Genomic DNA, 17,584 nt, shown 5'->3' on the forward strand with positions numbered 1-17,584 from the left:
TATGGAACAAATATCACTATGAATAAACACGTTATTTTCTGGTCTATTACAGTAGGTTTAGGCGGTCTTCTTTTTGGAATGGACGTTGCTGTTATTTCTGGCGCGGAACTTGCCATTCAACAATTGTGGCAATTAGACTCATTCACACATGGATTAGCTATTGCTGCTGCCTTGTATGGAACGGTTATTGGGGCTGCTTTAGGAGGAATTCCAGCGGATTTATTTGGAAGAAAAAAGACGTTATTCTGGATAGGTCTTAGCTTTTTTATTTCCTCCATAGGGGCCGCAATAGCACCAGACGTTAATTTGTTCATGTTATTCCGTTTCTTAGGTGGTCTTGGCATTGGTGCTTCATCTGTAGTGGCCCCTATTTATATTTCAGAAATTGCTCCAGCGAAGCACAGAGGGAAATTGGTTATTTCATTTCAGTTGAATATTGTATTAGGTATTTTGATCGCATACGTCTCTAATTATTTCATTCAAGGGATTGAAAACGATTGGCGCATTATGTTAGGCGTTGTATCACTTCCTTCCCTTTTATTCTCCATTCTTATTTTATTAACGCCAGAAACTCCCCAGTTTTTATTGCTTAAGCGCAATGATTTAGCAGGGGCGCGCAAAGTATTAGAATTAGCAGATCCGAATCCGGAGGAGACGATTCTACGTATTCAAAATAATGCCAAACAAAGCACAGAAAAAGAGCGCCTGTTTTCAGGTAAGTTTGTTTGGCCTTTGACCTTAGCCTTTTTATTTGCATTTTTTAACCAAATGTCTGGTATCAATGCTATTATCTATTATGCGCCACGAATTTATGAATTAACGGGATTAGGAAAGGAAAGCGCCTTGTTGTCCACAGCAGGTATTGGTATTGCTAATTTGTTATTCACCTTATTAGGTTGGTATTTAATAGATCGAGTGGGCCGTCGAATTTTAATGTTCATAGGTTCTGTAGGTTACATTATAACCCTTAGTTTGATTGCATACGCCTTTTATACTGAATCGTATACGTTCGTCCCTATTTACATATTTGCCTTTATTGCCTCTCACGCAATAGGTCAAGGATCTGTTATTTGGGTATTTATTTCTGAGATATTTCCGAATTCCGTTAGAGCTTCAGGTATGGCCTGGGGATCATTAACCCACTGGGTATTTGCAGCATTAGTTGCTAATTTCTTTCCCTTGTTTACGGAAAGTTATGGTGGGCCATTAATCTTTGGCTTTTTTGCGGTGATGATGGTGGCACAGTTAGCCTATGTGGCTTTCATGATGCCAGAAACCAAAGGCGCTAATTTAGAAGATATTGAAAAGCAGGTAATAATGCATTAATTGTGTTCTTATGATATATTTCGATCCCAACAGTAGCAAACCGAAGTACCAGCAATTAATTGACGGTATCATCGATGGAATTAATTCCGGCTTATTAGAGCATGGTAAGCAATTGCCATCTATTAACAAAGTGGCTAGTGAATTCAACATGGCTCGTATGACCGTAACGAAGGCCTATGATGATTTGCGCGAAAAAGGATTGATTAGTTCCCATCATGGAAAGGGATTTTATGTGTCGAGTACAAACACGAAAAATGCCTTACGCGTTTTTATTCTGATGGATGCTTTGACGCCCTACAAAGAGATCTTGTATGAAAGTATTATTCAGAATTTAGGTGAAGATGTTAGTCACAACTTATTTTTCCACTACCACGATATAGAATTATTTGAGGAGCTAATCACCAATAATTTGGGAAAATACAATCATTACATTATTCTCCCCCATTTTAATAAAAGCGTAGCAAGAATTGTTTCTAAAATACCAAAAGACAAATTATTAGTCTTAGATATTAATGTGAAGGAGTTTAGTGATGATTACTCTATTCTCTACCAAAATTTCGAATCCAATATCTACCAGGGGCTTACTACCTCATTAGAGAAAGTAAAGAAATACCAACAAATCAATTTAGTATTAAGCTCTAAAAGCTTCCAATATACACCTGATGGGATTATCCAGGGTTTTACTCAATTCTGCACGGAGAATGATCTAGAATTTGATATCATTCCGGATTTAGATGATGACTATGAATTGCAGGTTAACCAAGCCTATATCGTCTTTAGAGAGTATGATTTGATCAAGATGATTAACTGGACTACAAAGAACAAATTAAAGGTCGGAAAAGATATAGGGATCATCTCCTACGATGACACACCTTTAAAGGAAATCATCGCCGAAGGCATATCTGTCATTTCCAATGATTTTAATAAAATGGGAGAAAGAGCTGCACAAATGATTATTAATCGGGAGAAAGGGCGCGAGTCGAACGAATTCTATTTTATCGATCGCGGATCCCTATAGATCTAAATGTACATTGAGCCAGCCAGCATCCATTTTTACGCCTAACGTGTTATAAAAGTCGATGGCTGTCTGATTCCAATCCAATACTTGCCACATCATCCCAGTGCATTTTGTACGCTTTGCTTCTTCAATCGCTTCCATAATTAAGCGCTTACCTAATCCTTTGCCTCTGAAACTTTCTTTGATATACAAATCCTCTAAATAAAATCGTCTACCCTTCCAAGTCGAGAAGCGGTAATACCAAAGTGAAAATCCGCCTAATTCTCCATTTAGATAAATGAGATTAGCAAAAAATAAAGGATTATCTGAAAAACCTTCAGCCACATAATCATCGATTGTGGAACTAACTTCTTCTGGAGCCTTTTCAAAAATGGCTAACTCCATCACTAAATCTCGAACTAAGCCGATATCTTCTTTTTGGGCTCTACGTATTTCTATCTTATCCATTGATGGCTCTTAGTTTAGTTAAAAGGCTTAAAAAGTCTTCGGGTATTTCCTGTTCAAATTGCATAAATTCATTCGTTGTAGGATGAACAAAACCTAACGAATAGGCATGCAAGGCTTGTCTAGGACAAATTTTAAAAGCATTGTCAATAAAGGCTTTATAACCGGCCATCGATGACATATACCTTATTTTATCGCCTCCATAAGTCGAATCAGAAAACAAAGGATGTCCAATCGATTGAAAATGCGCTCTGATTTGATGGGTTCTTCCCGTTTCTAGTTTAAACTTCACAAAAGAAGCGAAACCAAATGTTTCCATCACCTCATAGTGCGTAATCGCAATTCTACCGTACTCAGAGTCTTCTGGAAAAATAGCTTGAATCTTACGGTCTTTTGGACTTCTACCTATCTTACTGCGTATGATCCCTTTTAATTCTTTAGGAACTCCCCAGCAAATCGCATAATAGGTTCTTTCGATACTATGTTCGAAGAATTGTTGACCTAAAAAATTGAGTGCAAATTCCGTTTTTCCAATGACCAGAATACCCGATGTATCTTTATCAATCCGATGCACCAGGCCGGGGCGAATGTCTTTTTGTCCTGGGAGATTTTGGCAATGAAATAATAAACCATTCACCAGCGTACCAGACCAATTACCTTGCGCAGGATGTACCACCATTCCAGGAGACTTATTGACCAAAATCAATTGTTCGTCTTCGTAAATAATATCGATAGGGATATCTTCTGGATAGACTTCTTTATCACGTGGAGGAGTTGCGAATGATACTGAAATCGTATCTAAGGGCTTAACGCGGTAATTCGACTTGATCAATCCCCCATTTACTTTCACTGATCCAGCATCGATGCCCACTTGAATCTTATTGCGACTAGTACCCGCAATTTTAATCATCAAATATTTGTCGATTCTGAGTAATTGCTGACCTTTGTCAACGGTGAAATTAAAATGCTCAAATAAATCATCTTCCTCTTCGGAGTCAGGAGCATTCATTTCTGGATCAATGGACATAGCAAATTTCGAATTTAACGCGTTAGACTTACCGTCTCCGACACAAGAGATTTTAGATGAATGCTGGAATTCAAAAGGAATTCAGGTGTTTGTCAAAAGAGACGACCTCATCCATCCCATCATATCGGGAAATAAGTGGCGCAAATTAAAAAATTATCTCCAAACCTTTTCATTTAGCACCCATTCTGGCCTATTAAGTTTTGGTGGAGCCTATTCGAATCACTTGTATGCACTCGCCTTTGCTGGCCATTCTCTAGGAATTTCTACGGTAGGTATTATCCGAGGAGAAGAGCTAACAATCGATAGTAATACCTATTTAAGCCAAATGAATGCTTGGGGAATGGAATTGCATTTTATCTCGAGAACGGACTATCGCTCTAAACCCATTCCATCTGCTTATGAAAATTACGCTGTCATTGCAGAGGGTGGATTTGGCGAATTAGCGATTCAAGGGATGGAAGTTCTTGTTGATGAGCTTCCTGCCTGTGATTTAATATATACGGCAGTAGGAACGGGAGCTACTGCTATAGGAATCGCAAAGCATACCAAGAAACCGGTGATAGGTGTGTTGACATTAAATAACCGAACAGAAATAGAGGCGCATTCACTGCCTAACAACTTGAACATAGAAGATGCCTATGTGTTTGGTAAATATGCTAAACAGAATGATGAATTAGATCTGTTTTGTGCTGAATTCTATCAGAAACACGGTATTTCCATCGAACCTATCTACACAGGTCGGATGTTTTATGCCTTATCGGAACACATAAAAAATGGCCACATAGCTCCGAATACGAAACTAGTGGCCATCCATACCGGAGGAGTTAAATAACACTATCCTACCGAACCTTCTAATGAAATAGCTAAAAGTTTTTGTGCTTCGACTGCAAATTCCATTGGTAATTGATTTAAAACTTCTTTAGCATAGCCATTCACAATTAAAGCAATCGCAGTTTCGGTACTTAAACCACGCTGGTTGCAATAAAAGATTTGATCTTCTCCAATTTTGGAAGTGGTAGCCTCGTGTTCAACAGATGCCGTATTATTTTTTACCTCAAGATAGGGGAATGTATGTGCACCGCACTTATCTCCTAGCAATAATGAATCGCACTGTGAGAAATTCTTAGATCCATCCGCTTTTCTAGCCACTTGCACTAAACCACGATACGAATTCTGAGAGAATCCTGCCGAAATACCTTTGGAAACAATACGGGACTTAGAATGCTTCCCTAAGTGAATCATTTTAGTGCCGGTATCCGCTTGTTGGTAATTATTAGTTACTGCTACGGAGTAGAATTCACCAATCGAATAATCCCCTTTTAAGATAACTGATGGGTATTTCCAAGTCACTGCAGAACCCGTTTCTACCTGAGTCCAAGACAACTTTGAATGCGCACCATCACAAATTCCACGTTTTGTAACGAAATTATAAATACCACCTTTTCCTTCTTTATCGCCAGGGTACCAGTTTTGTACCGTTGAATACTTCACTTCAGCACCTGCGTGAACGTATATTTCAACTACTGCTGCGTGCAATTGATTTTCATCGCGCATAGGTGCTGTGCAACCTTCTAGGTACGAAACATACGATTCATCTTCCGCTACGATCAAGGTGCGTTCAAATTGACCAGTTCCAGATGCATTGATACGGAAATAGGTAGATAATTCCATTGGGCAACGAACGCCTTTAGGAATATAACAGAACGAACCATCTGAAAATACGGCACTATTTAACGCAGCGAAGTAATTATCCTTCACTGGAACAACTGATCCTAAATATTTCTTGATTAATTCTGGATGTTCTCTAACAGCTTCTGAAATAGAGCAAAAGATCACCCCTTTCTCTGCTAATGTTTCTTTAAAAGTAGTAGCTACAGAAACAGAGTCAATAACAGCATCCACAGCCACATTTGAAAGACGCTTTTGTTCGTCCAATGAAATACCTAGTTTCTCAAAAGTTCTTCGTAATTCTGGATCAATCTCATCCAATGAATTCAATTGCTTCTTTTGAACAGGTGCTGAATAATATTTCAATTCATCGTATTTCGTAGGAGTATACAATAGATTAGCCCAATCTGGCTCGGCTAACGTTCTCCAGTAACGGTAGGCGGATAATCGCCATTCCAACATCCAATCTGGTTCATTCTTTTTCTCTGAAATAAAATGAATGATTGATTCACTTAAACCAATAGGGGCTTCGTCTGTCTCGAAATGAGACTCAAACCCATATTTATAATCGGTTGAAGTTACTTCTTGTAAAATATCGTCTACTTTCTCTGCCATCATTTTGCATTTAGAATACAAAATTACAAAAGGATTTTGGAGAAAAATAGACTTAGTTTAGAATAAATCTAAACAACTAAAATAAAGGTGTATTTCTGATTAAGCTTTCTTCCAAAGAGATAAAGGTTTCTGTCCGTTGAATACCTGTAACGCGCTGAATCTTATCATGTAATACTTCGCGAAGATGTTGGGTGTCGCGGCAAATAATTTTGGCAAAAATGGAATAAATACCGGTCGTATAATGAATATTAACCACTTCAGGGATCTGTTCTAACTGTTTGGCCACATCTTCATATAAACTACTCTTATCTAAATAGATGCCTAAAAATGCGGTAATGTCCCACCCTATTTTCGAATAATCAATGAGTAATTGCGCTCCTTTTACAATCCCTAAAGATTCCATCTTTTTCATGCGTACGTGAACCGTACCACCAGACACATCTAGGCGTGAACCGATTTCTGTATAGGGAAGATTCGCGTCTTTCACTAAAATTTCCAGTATTTTATAATCTAGAGGATCAAGCTCAAACTTCTTTTCCATTGAATTTTCGTAATTATTTCAGGTTCGCTTTAAGAATTATGCAAAAAAAGACATTTTTTTTTGAAAAATTTTGAAAAATTAAAATTCTCCTTTTATATTTGTCCTACTAATTATTGCAAAGGTAATAATTTTCACTGTAGGGTGATGAAATTGGCAGACGTGCCCTCCTGTCTCGGGGGTGGTGAGTTCAGGATAAACACGGCATAATGGGTTGACCACTAAATCAGTTCTGTGTCGCGGCTAACTGCACCTTGGAGGTTCGAATCCTTCTCCTACAGCATTTTAATTAATTTGGTTTTTAGTTTGTTGATGAAGTGTAATGTTAAAAGCAATCTTATTTTAGGATTGCTTTTTTTATTGTCCAATAATCTATAAATTTGGTAGACAATCTAGTTTTACTATTTAACCCCTAACATTATGTCATTAAGATTAGGAGATATCGCACCAGATTTCAGTGCAGATACAACATTAGGTCACATTAACTTCCACGAATTCATCGGAGATTCTTGGGTATTGTTATTCAGCCACCCAGCAGATTTCACTCCTGTATGTACCACAGAATTAGGCAAAACGGCTCTTTTAAATGGTGAATTCCAAAAACGTCACGTAAAACCAATTGCTATTTCAGTGGATAGCTTAGAATCTCATAATAAATGGGTACCCGATATTGAAGAAGTAAATTCGGTAAAAATGAATTTCCCCATCATCGCAGATCCAGAGAAAAAGGTAGCCTTATTGTACGATATGATTCACCCGAATGCATCTGAGAAAGCAACCGTCCGTTCAGTATTTGTCATTGGGCCAGATAAGAAAATCAAATTAACACTTACCTACCCTGCTTCAACAGGACGTAATTTCACAGAAATTCTGCGTGTGATTGATTCCTTACAATTAACTGCTAATTACCAAGTAGCTACGCCTGCTGATTGGGTGAATGGTGACGATGTGATCATCGTTCCAGCTGTCTCTAATGAAGATGCCGTAGCTAAATTCCCTAAAGGATTTACTTCGGTTAAACCTTATTTACGTAAAACACCACAACCGAATTTATAATCGGTTTTTGCCTAAGTTAAATGCCAAAATTCATTAGCTGTGGATTTTGGCATTTTTTAGTATAAAACCGTATTTTTGTAGCTCATTAATATAATCCGCATGTTATCAACGATTAATTTTACTTCTACTGCTGCCTATAAAGCACTCTTATCTGATCAAACTCGTTTAGCTTCAACCACCATCGCACAGTTATTTGCAGGCGATTCCAATAGACAAGCTACCTATAGACAAACATTTAACGGCATCTTCTTCGACTATTCGAAAAATCTAATTGATGAAAAGAGCTTTCAATCTTTATTACAGTTAGCAAAGGAATGTGGCTTAGAAGAGGCGATCAAAGCGCAATTTTCAGGGGATAAGATTAATCAAACAGAGGGTCGTTCGGTTTTACATACGGCATTGAGAGCTAAATCTTCCGCTTCCGTATTAGTGGATGGAGAAAATATTATTCCTAAGATTCAAGCTGTTAAAGCACAGATGAAAGAATTTTCTGAGAAAGTTATCTCAGGTGCTTGGAAAGGATTTTCTGGTAAAGAAATTACGGATGTAGTAAACATTGGTATTGGTGGTTCTGACTTAGGTCCCGTCATGGTGACAGAAGCCTTGAAACCGTATAAAACACGATTAAACGTACACTTTGTTAGTAATGTGGACGGAACTCACATAGCAGAGACCTTAAAGAAAGTCAATCCAGAGACAACCTTGTTTTTAATTGCTTCTAAAACATTCACCACGCAAGAGACGATGGCGAATGCCTTCTCTGCTCGAGATTGGTTCTTAGCAGCGGCTAAAGACGATGTAGCGGTTGCTAAGCATTTTGTAGCTTTATCTACGAATACAAAGGCTGTGGCTGAATTTGGAATAGACACAGCAAATATGTTTGTGTTTTGGGATTGGGTAGGTGGACGTTATTCTTTATGGTCTGCGATTGGATTATCTATCTGTTTATCCGTTGGATACACACATTTCGAGGCACTATTAGCGGGTGCTGAAGCCATGGATAGCCATTTTGCTTCAGCTTCCTTCGAAAGTAATATTCCTGTGATCTTAGGTTTGTTGGGTATTTGGTATGTGAATTTCTTTAATGCACCAACACACGCTATTTTGCCTTATGACCAATATATGCACCGTTTTGCTGCCTATTTCCAACAAGGAGATATGGAATCAAATGGAAAGACGATTGATCGTGCTGGCAAACGAGTTAACTACGCAACTGGTCCAGTAATTTGGGGAGAACCAGGTACAAACGGCCAACACGCATTCTACCAGTTAATTCACCAAGGAACACAATTAATTCCTGCTGATTTTATTGCTCCAGCAGTGACACACAATAAAATAGGAAATCACCATACTCTATTGATGTCTAATTTCTTTGCTCAAACAGAGGCATTAATGAATGGGAAGTCGAAAGAAGTAGTTGTTGCTGAATTACAAAAAGCTGGCTTGAGCGAGGCTGAGATTGAGAAATTAGCGCCATTTAAGGTGTTTGAAGGAAATAAACCCACTAACTCATTCCTAGTAAAACAAATTGATCCAGCTACATTGGGCTCTTTAATTGCCATATATGAACACAAGATATTTGTTCAGGGAGTTATTTGGAACATCTTTAGCTACGACCAATGGGGTGTAGAATTAGGAAAGCAATTAGCTAATTCAATCCTTCCAGAATTAGAGAATGAAGAGAAAATTAATTCCCACGATTCTTCTACGAACGGATTGATTAATCAATTCAAGGCTTGGAGGTAATTAAGCTTTCAACAAAGCAATCATTTCAGAGATGGAGAGCAGGTTCTGTTCTCCATTTTTCATATCCTTTACATTCGCTTTTCCTTCTTTCAATTCAGACTCCCCTATCACAGCGACATAAGCGATTTTTTTCTTGTCTGCGAATTCGAACGACTTTTTGATTTTGGCAATATCTGGATAAACTTCCGCCGGAATTCCTGCTTTACGTAATTCATTGGCCATTCCTAAACTGGCTTTGCGTCCAGTCTCATCGAAATAGGTAAAAAGAATGGCACTTGCACTAGTTGCCATTTCAGGGAAAAGCTTTAATTCTTCCATGACATCCAAAATACGTTCGATACCAAAAGAGATTCCAACTCCTGACATATTAGGTAATCCAAAAGAACTCGTTAAATCATCGTAACGACCTCCGCCCACAATAGATCCAAAAGGAAGATCAACCGCTTTACCTTCATAGATCAAACCGGTATAATAGCTCAAGCCTCGGGCTAATTTATAATCAAAAACAAGATTATCGGATGAGAATCCATTGGTTTCAGATAAGGATAAGACCTCTGTGATTTCTGATAAACCTTGTAAACCTGTGGCATTCGTGTCAAAAAACGTAGTTAGTTTCGCGATTTTCTCTTCATTCGATCCCTCAAACAAAACTAAATCTTTAATAGCCTCTGTCTTATCTTCTGTAAACCCTTTCTGAATCAATTCCTTCGCTACATTCTCCCAACCAATCTTATCTAGTTTATCTAAGGCAACGGCAAAGGCTACAAAACGTGCACTTTCCCCTAAGCTATCTACGATACCCGCTAAAATTTTACGGGAGTTTATGTATAAGTTAACACGAAGCTTCAATGAATTGAAAATCGATTGAAATAAGGCAATAAGTTCAGCCTCATTTACTAAAGAATCCGATCCAATAATATCGGCATCACATTGATAGAACTCGCGGTAACGACCTCTTTGCGGACGATCTGCTCTCCAAACCGGCTGAATTTGGTAGCGACGGAATGGAAAAGCTAAGTCATTACGATTCATGGCAACGAATCGTGCAAAAGGTACTGTTAAATCGTAGCGAAGACCCTTTTCAGAGATTTTAGAAGTCAATGATTTAGAACCAGCATCAACGTCAGCTGGTGAAACTTTGGATAAATAATCACCGCTATTCAAAATTTTAAATAGCAATTGATCGCCTTCCTCACCATATTTTCCCGTCAAGGTAGACAAATTCTCAATAGCTGGAGTTTCAATTGTTTGAAAGCCAAATCCCTGAAAATGAGTCTTTATGATGTCAAAAACGTAATTACGTTTTGCCATTTCTGTAGGACCAAAATCCCTTGTACCTCGTGCGTTTGCTGGTTTCTGCATATTTCTAAAAAAACAAATTTAATTAATTATGCTATAATATTTTTGATAATAGTCGATTTTAGCTATTTTTGCAAACCAAATTATCAAAGACATGGCAGTAACTAGACTAAAACGTAAAGACAGAAGAAATAAAGCAGTAGCTAACAACAAGGTTGCAGCTATCAAAATTTTAAAAGCAAGACCTATCATCAAGTTAGTTGATGTAGAAGCTATTAAAGCTAGCTTTGCTAAATAAGAATTATATTCTTTATATTTAAACCGGTTTATGCCGGTTTTTTTATGCTCAATCCAATCCTATTCAACAATGAAAAAGACATTATTTGCCATCTCAGCCCTACTTTTGGGTTCAGCAACGTTAACACTTGCACAAGATCATCGCCACGTAAAAGTAAATCCAACAAACCCGAATGACACGGAATATTGGGAACCAAGCATTACTGTAGTAACTCCTGGAGCCATTCCATCCGATGCGATTGTTTTATTCGATGGTAAAAATTTAGATAATTGGGAATCAGCAAAAGATGGCTCACCTGCAGCTTGGAAAGTAGCTGATGGAAAGATGACCGTCGTAGGTGGCAAGGGAAATATCTCTACTAAAGAGAAATTCACTAACTATCAATTGCACATCGAATGGCAATCCCCTATCGAACCTGAAACGTTAAAAAGCCAAGGAAAAGGAAATAGTGGTGTATTCATGCAAGGAATGTATGAAGTTCAAGTGATGAACTCGTATCAAAACCCGACTTACCGCAATGGTCAAGCAGGGGCCATTTACAAGCAAACACCTCCTTTAGTCAATGCAACCTCTAAAATGGGGGAATGGAATACCTACGATATCATATATACCGCTCCTGTATTCACCACAAATGGGGGAATTGAAACACCAGCGTATGTAACAGTGATTCACAATGGCATTGTAGTGCAAAACCACACGAAGATCCAAGGAACGACTGAATATATTGGACAGCCTTTGAATCCAGTTCACGGACCTGGACCTATTAGTTTACAGGACCATGGAAACGCAGTAAGCTTCCGTAATATTTGGTTAAGAAAAATGTAATTAATTTCTTAATTTTGAAGGGAAGGTTTTCAACATAAAAGCCTTCCCTTTTTTTGTTTCTATGAAATACATCATTAGCTGGGTTTTACGATTTATCCCGAGAAAATTCATTCAATTATTTGCCCACAGACTCATCAAAATATACAGTATTTTCTTAACCGGGAATAAGGTTTATTGCCCAGTTTGTGACCATTCCTTTCGTCATTTCTTGCCTTATGGCCGGTTAACGCCGCGTGAAAATGCACTTTGCCCATCCTGCTTAAGTTTAGAGCGTCATCGTTTAATGTATTTATATCTAAAGAACGAGACGACCTTTTTTACAGATAAGCCTAAATTATTGCATATCGCACCAGAATATTGTTTTATCGAGCGTTTTGAGAAGCATTTAGGTGATCAATACATTACAGCTGACATCGAAAGCCCTTTGGCAAAAGTGAAAATGGATTTACATGATATTCCATTCGAAGACAACACATTCGATGCGGTATTCTGTAATCACGTTTTAGAACACGTGAAAGACGATGTTCGTTGTATGCAGGAAATCAGACGGGTATTAAAACCTACTGGTTTTGCTTTATGCCAAAGTCCTCAAAGATATGATCTGGCAACAACCTATGAAGACGCGAGCATCACAGATCCACGGGAACGCGAAATTCATTTCTTACAAGATGACCATTTGCGTATCTATGGACGTGATTACGGTACACAGTTAGAAAAGTCTGGATTTACCGTAGAACCTGTTAATTTAATTGAGAAATTAGGTTTGGCAGAAAGCCAAAAAATGGCATTGCCACTAGAAGAGATTATTTACGTTTGTCGCAAATAAGATGAGATATACTCCATTTTCAGCTGAATTATTTAAAAAGAATCGGGCCAAATTGTACGTACAATTACCCCCTAAATCCATCGTGGTTGTTAGTTCCAACGACATCATGCCCACGAATGCCGATGGGACGATGGGATTCAGACAAAACAGTGATTTGTTTTACTTATCTGGTTTAGATCAAGAAGAGAGCTTTTTAATTTTGTATCCGGATGCTCCAGAAGCACAATGGAGAGAAATCGCCTTTGTGCGCGAGACATCTGAGTTAATTGAAATTTGGGAAGGACATAAATATACCAAAGATGAGGCGACTCAAACTTCAGGGATTAAGAACATCCAATGGTCGTCTAATTTTGAATCACTTCTAAAAACCTTAGTTTACTCTGCAAATCATATCTATTTAACTGATAATGAGCATTTACGTAATGCTTCAGTAGTTCAGACGCAGAATGCTCGCTTAGGTATAAATATAAGAAATACGTATCCTAATCACACCATAGGTCGCCTCGCTCCTATTTTGAGTGATTTGCGTATGCAAAAAGAACCGGAAGAATTACAGGCACTGCAAGTGGCTTGTGATATTACGGATAAAGGATTTAGACGCGTTTTAAATTTCACTAAACCAGGTGTAACTGAATATGAGATTGAAGCAGAATTCATTCACGAATTCACGCGTAATCGATCAGAAGGCTTTGCCTATACGCCCATCATTGCTTCTGGAGCTAATGCATGTGTACTTCACTACATCGATAATGCGCTTCCGTGTAAGGACGGGGATATGCTTTTATTAGATGTAGGAGCCTCTTATGCGAATTATAATGCGGATATGACCCGTACGATTCCAGTAAATGGCCGTTTTAGCCCTCGTCAGAAACAGGTGTATCAAGCGGTGCATGCTGTTTTGAATTATGCTACTGAAATAATGCAACCGGGAGTGTTTTGGGTAGATTACCAAAAAGAGGTCGAGCGCTTCATGGAAGGGAAATTAATCGATCTAGGTTTATTTTCTCGTGCTGACTTAGAAAAACAAAATCCGGCTAATCCACTGTATAAAAAATACTTCATGCACGGAGTTGCCCATCATTTAGGGTTAGATGTACACGATGTTTGGGATAAATACAAACCTTTTCAAGAAGGAATGGTTCTTACCTGTGAACCCGGTATATATATTCAAGAGGAAGGATTAGGAATAAGATTAGAGAACAACCTAGTCATTCAATCAGGTACGAATATCAATCTGATGAAGAATATTCCGTTAGATTGGGAGGAAATTGAAGAATTAATGAATCAATAAAACGGGTTAAATGCCTTGTTTTGGCTATATTTGTAGCTTAGTTTAAGGGGAAGCCCTAAGGAGAAATAATTCTATATGAAACACCTGCGTAATTTTTGCATCATTGCCCATATCGACCACGGTAAAAGTACACTAGCCGATCGATTAATTGAATTCACCAATACCGTTCAAAAGCGCGATATGATGAATCAATTGCTCGATGATATGGATTTAGAGCGTGAACGCGGTATTACCATTAAGTCTCACGCGATTCAAATGCAATACCCTAAAGATGGGGAATTGTATACGTTTAACTTGATTGACACGCCAGGACACGTCGATTTCTCTTACGAAGTATCCCGTTCCATTGCGGCATGCGAAGGTGCATTGTTAATTGTAGATGCATCCCAAGGTATTGAGGCGCAGACTATTTCTAATTTATACTTAGCAATTAGTCATGATCTTGAAATCATTCCAGTATTAAATAAGATCGATTTACCTGGCGCGATGCCGGAGGAGGTTTCAGACCAAATTATCGATTTAATTGGCTGTAAAAAAGAAGATATCATTCACGCCTCTGGTAAGGAAGGAATTGGTATTCAAGATATCCTTGATGCGGTAGTAGCCCGTATACCTGCTCCCAAAGGTGAACCAGAAGCGCCACTACAAGCCTTAATCTTTGATTCTACCTTTAATTCCTACCGCGGTATCGAAGTAATTTTCCGTGTGTATAATGGGGAAATCAGAAAAGGAGATAAAGTAAAGTTCATCAATACAGGTAAAGAATATTACGCAGATGAAATTGGTACGCTTGGGTTAGAACAAGAACCCAAACAAATCATCAAAACCGGTGACGTAGGCTATCTGATTTCAGGTATTAAAGAGGCTAAAGAAGTAAAAGTGGGTGATACCATTACACATGTTGCTAATCCTACCCTTTCTGCTATCCAAGGTTTTGAAGAAGTAAAGCCGATGGTTTTCGCCGGTATCTATCCAGTAGAAACTTCAGAATTCGAGGATTTGCGCGATGCGATGGAGAAGCTTCAGTTAAATGACGCCTCTTTAGTGTGGGAGCCAGAGACTTCGGCTGCCTTAGGATTCGGATTCCGTTGTGGTTTCTTAGGCATGTTGCACATGGAAATTGTGCAAGAACGTCTAGAACGCGAGTTTGATATGACAGTGATTACCACTGTTCCATCGGTAAAGTTCAAAGTGATTACTACCGCAGATGAATTATTATGGGTTTCTGCTCCAGCTGATTTGCCAGAACCCAATTTGATTAATATTATTGAGGAGCCTTATATTAAGGCACAAATTATTACCAAATCCGAGTATACAGGGGTGATTATGAGCCTTTGTATGGATAAGAGGGGTATTTTAGTCAACCAAATATATCTGACAACGGATCGCGTTGAATTAACGTTTGATATGCCCTTATCTGAGGTAGTATTTGACTTCTTTGATCGATTAAAGACGATTTCGAGAGGTTATGCTTCCCTAGATTACGAATACAAAGATTACGAACCAGGTGAAATGGTGAAGCTGGACATCATGTTAAATGGTGACAAAGTGGATGCTTTATCAGCTATTGTACACCGGGACAAGGCGTATGACTGGGGCAAACGTTTATGTGAGAAATTACGTGAATTGATCCCTAGACAACAATTTGAAATTGCGATTCAAGCGGCGATTGGGCAGAAGATTATTGCTCGTGAGACGGTAAAAGCGTTGCGTAAGGATGTTTTGGCCAAATGTTATGGTGGTGACATCTCTCGTAAACGTAAATTATTAGAGAAGCAAAAGAAAGGAAAGAAACGGATGCGCCAAGTGGGTAACGTAGAAATTCCACAAGAGGCATTTATGGCCGTTCTTAAACTAGATTAATACGGAATAATTATCACATAAAATTTTTAAAAACAGGGTTTAAAGCGTAATTTTAAACTTTCAAACAAAATAAGATGGCTGAAATTATTAGAATGCCCAAGATGAGCGACACGATGTTAGAAGGTGTGATCGCTAATTGGCTAAAAAAAGAAGGTGACGTTATTAAATCAGGTGACATCATTGCGGAAGTCGAGACAGACAAAGCGACGATGGAACTAGAGAATTATGAAGACGGTACTTTATTATATATCGGTGTAAAAGTAGGCGAAGCGGTCCCTGTTGATGGAATTATTGCTATCGTAGGTACACCAGGTGAAGATTATTCAGCACTATTAGCTGCACCTGCAGCTGCTACATCTCCTGCTCCAGTAGCATCTGAACCTGTTGCCGCAACAGCTGCACCAGTAGCACAAGCACCAGCTGCAACTCCTGCCATTGATTTAAGTGGTGTAAAAGCTGTGGCAGTTCGTATGCCTAAAATGAGTGATACCATGATAGAGGGTGTCATCGCTAAGTGGTTAAAAGCCGTAGGCGATGTAATCAAGAATGGAGATATCATTGCGGAAGTAGAAACAGATAAAGCAACAATGGAATTAGAGAACTATGAAGATGGTACTCTTTTATATATCGGTGCTAAAGAAGGACAAGGTGTCATCGTAGATGGTATTATTGCCATTGTAGGTGAGCCGGGTGCTAATTTCCAGTTAATCTTAGATGCAGAAGCGGCTCCTAAAGCAAGTACTCCTGCTCCAGCGCCAGCAGCTCCTGTGGCTGCCCCGGTAGCAAGTGCTCCAACACCTGTAGTAACTAAAGCTCCGGTGGTAGAAGAAAAAACAGCATCTAAACCAGGTGCAGAATTAAAGGCTAGTCCTTTAGCTCGTGCTTTGGCAAAAGAAAAAGGGTATAACTTAAACTGGATCACGGGAACGGGTGAAGGTGGACGTATCACGAAAGCTGACGTAGAAGAATACAATCCTAATTCAGGTGGCGCAAATGCGAACTTCACTGGAGGAGTAGAAAGCTTCGAAGATATTCCGAACAGCCAGATGCGTAAAACCATCGCACGACGTTTATCTGAATCTAAATTCAGCGCTCCAGAATTCTATCTAACGATGGAAATCAATATGGACAAAGCGATGGAAGCACGTGTGAGCATGAATGAAACATTCCCCGTGAAGATTTCATTTAACGACATGGTGATTAAGGCTACTGCCCTATCTCTTGCGAAACACCCGAAAGTAAATTCGTACTGGATGGAAGATCGTATCCGTGTCAACAAACATGTACATATCGGTATGGCTGTTGCAGTAGAAGATGGCTTATTAGTTCCAGTTATCCGTTTTGCTTCTGAAAAATCGATTGCACAAATCTCTGCAGAAGCTAAGGATCTAGGCGCTAAGGCGAAAGGCAAATTATTACAACCTAAAGATTGGGAAGGTAACACGTTTACTGTTTCTAACTTAGGTATGTTCGGTATTGATCAGTTTACCTCTATCATTAACTCACCAGAATCTTGTATTCTAGCTGTGGGTGGAATTAAAGAAACGGTAGGTGTGAAAAATGGTCAATTCTATGCCACCAACGTTATGAAATTAACATTGACTTGTGATCATCGCGTGGTAGATGGTGCAACTGGAGCTGCGTTCCTGTTAACCCTGAAACAATACCTAGAGGACCCAATCAAAATGTTTTTATAAAATTGATTCTGCAAGCCTCGAATAACCTCGAGGCTTGCTTTTTTTAG

16 protein-coding genes are annotated in these 17,584 nt (G+C 38.8%); 11 read left to right on the forward strand and 5 right to left on the reverse strand.

Translation table 11 applies throughout. The features are described from left to right. Nucleotides 1-12: 12 nt before the first annotated feature. Together SKC35_RS03810 and SKC35_RS03815 are read left to right on the forward strand one after the other, a co-directional pair. Nucleotides 13-1,326 (forward strand): sugar porter family MFS transporter, encoded by a 1,314-nt coding sequence (locus SKC35_RS03810; protein ID WP_377978404.1) that lies wholly within the window; start codon nt 13-15, stop codon nt 1,324-1,326. A gap of 10 nt (nt 1,327-1,336) precedes the next feature. After that, the gene (locus tag SKC35_RS03815) at nt 1,337-2,344 is read left to right on the forward strand and encodes a GntR family transcriptional regulator (protein ID WP_377978126.1); all 1,008 of its coding nucleotides are present in this window, start codon (nt 1,337-1,339) and stop codon (nt 2,342-2,344) included. Here the strand turns inward: SKC35_RS03815 and SKC35_RS03820 are convergent. Then, on the reverse strand, nt 2,339-2,791 hold the full coding sequence (locus SKC35_RS03820; RefSeq protein ID WP_377978127.1) for a GNAT family N-acetyltransferase: 453 nt from the start codon (nt 2,789-2,791) through the stop codon (nt 2,339-2,341). The two genes, SKC35_RS03815 and SKC35_RS03820, sit on opposite strands and share 6 nt — an antisense overlap. Further along, nucleotides 2,784-3,815: an RluA family pseudouridine synthase gene (locus tag SKC35_RS03825; protein ID WP_377978128.1), complete on the reverse strand. Its 1,032-nt coding sequence runs from the start codon at nt 3,813-3,815 to the stop codon at nt 2,784-2,786. The genes SKC35_RS03820 and SKC35_RS03825 overlap by 8 nt, the downstream gene beginning before the upstream one ends. Here SKC35_RS03825 and SKC35_RS03830 point away from each other — a divergent pair. Then, nucleotides 3,808-4,647, forward strand: a complete 840-nt coding sequence (locus tag SKC35_RS03830) for a 1-aminocyclopropane-1-carboxylate deaminase/D-cysteine desulfhydrase (protein ID WP_377978129.1) — start codon at nt 3,808-3,810, stop codon at nt 4,645-4,647. The two genes, SKC35_RS03825 and SKC35_RS03830, sit on opposite strands and share 8 nt — an antisense overlap. A gap of 2 nt (nt 4,648-4,649) precedes the next feature. On the opposite strand, the gene sufB is transcribed toward SKC35_RS03830, so the two are convergent. Further along, complete coding sequence (gene sufB, locus SKC35_RS03835; protein ID WP_130896729.1) at nt 4,650-6,098, reverse strand: Fe-S cluster assembly protein SufB; 1,449 nt, start codon at nt 6,096-6,098, stop codon at nt 4,650-4,652. A 76-nt stretch (nt 6,099-6,174) separates the two neighbouring features. Continuing rightward, complete coding sequence (locus SKC35_RS03840; RefSeq protein ID WP_130896730.1) at nt 6,175-6,639, reverse strand: Lrp/AsnC ligand binding domain-containing protein; 465 nt, start codon at nt 6,637-6,639, stop codon at nt 6,175-6,177. Between the two features lie 417 nt (nt 6,640-7,056). On the opposite strand from SKC35_RS03840, the gene SKC35_RS03845 reads away from it, so the two are divergent. Together SKC35_RS03845 and pgi are read left to right on the forward strand one after the other, a co-directional pair. Next, nucleotides 7,057-7,692 (forward strand): peroxiredoxin, encoded by a 636-nt coding sequence (locus SKC35_RS03845; protein WP_130896731.1) that lies wholly within the window; start codon nt 7,057-7,059, stop codon nt 7,690-7,692. Between the two features lie 99 nt (nt 7,693-7,791). Then, on the forward strand, nt 7,792-9,438 hold the full coding sequence (pgi, locus tag SKC35_RS03850; RefSeq protein ID WP_377978130.1) for a glucose-6-phosphate isomerase: 1,647 nt from the start codon (nt 7,792-7,794) through the stop codon (nt 9,436-9,438). On the opposite strand, the gene hisS is transcribed toward pgi, so the two are convergent. Then, nucleotides 9,439-10,800 (reverse strand): histidine--tRNA ligase, encoded by a 1,362-nt coding sequence (gene hisS, locus SKC35_RS03855; protein WP_377978131.1) that lies wholly within the window; start codon nt 10,798-10,800, stop codon nt 9,439-9,441. A gap of 91 nt (nt 10,801-10,891) precedes the next feature. Between hisS and SKC35_RS03860 the strand changes: the two genes are divergently transcribed. The 6 genes from SKC35_RS03860 to SKC35_RS03885 all read left to right on the forward strand — a co-directional run bounded on the left by SKC35_RS03860 (nt 10,892) and on the right by SKC35_RS03885 (nt 17,537). Continuing rightward, nucleotides 10,892-11,035, forward strand: a complete 144-nt coding sequence (locus SKC35_RS03860; protein WP_201737843.1) for a hypothetical protein — start codon at nt 10,892-10,894, stop codon at nt 11,033-11,035. 69 nt (nt 11,036-11,104) lie between these two features. After that, nucleotides 11,105-11,860, forward strand: coding sequence for a 3-keto-disaccharide hydrolase (locus SKC35_RS03865; RefSeq protein WP_377978132.1), 756 nt, complete (start codon nt 11,105-11,107; stop codon nt 11,858-11,860). Nucleotides 11,861-11,921: 61 nt separating this feature from the next. After that, nucleotides 11,922-12,686, forward strand: a complete 765-nt coding sequence (locus SKC35_RS03870; protein WP_377978133.1) for a class I SAM-dependent methyltransferase — start codon at nt 11,922-11,924, stop codon at nt 12,684-12,686. 1 nt (nt 12,687) lies between these two features. Continuing rightward, the gene (locus SKC35_RS03875; protein ID WP_377978134.1) at nt 12,688-13,977 is read left to right on the forward strand and encodes an aminopeptidase P family protein; all 1,290 of its coding nucleotides are present in this window, start codon (nt 12,688-12,690) and stop codon (nt 13,975-13,977) included. A gap of 75 nt (nt 13,978-14,052) precedes the next feature. Then, entirely contained in the window at nt 14,053-15,840 is a 1,788-nt protein-coding gene (gene lepA / locus SKC35_RS03880; protein ID WP_377978135.1) for a translation elongation factor 4, read from the forward strand. Between the two features lie 74 nt (nt 15,841-15,914). Then, the gene (locus SKC35_RS03885; RefSeq protein ID WP_377978136.1) at nt 15,915-17,537 is read left to right on the forward strand and encodes a 2-oxo acid dehydrogenase subunit E2; all 1,623 of its coding nucleotides are present in this window, start codon (nt 15,915-15,917) and stop codon (nt 17,535-17,537) included. The last annotated feature ends 47 nt before the right edge of the window (nt 17,538-17,584 follow it).

Source organism: Aquirufa originis (assembly GCF_042714495.1).
Taxonomy (GTDB): Bacteria; Bacteroidota; Bacteroidia; order Cytophagales; family Spirosomataceae; genus Aquirufa; species Aquirufa originis.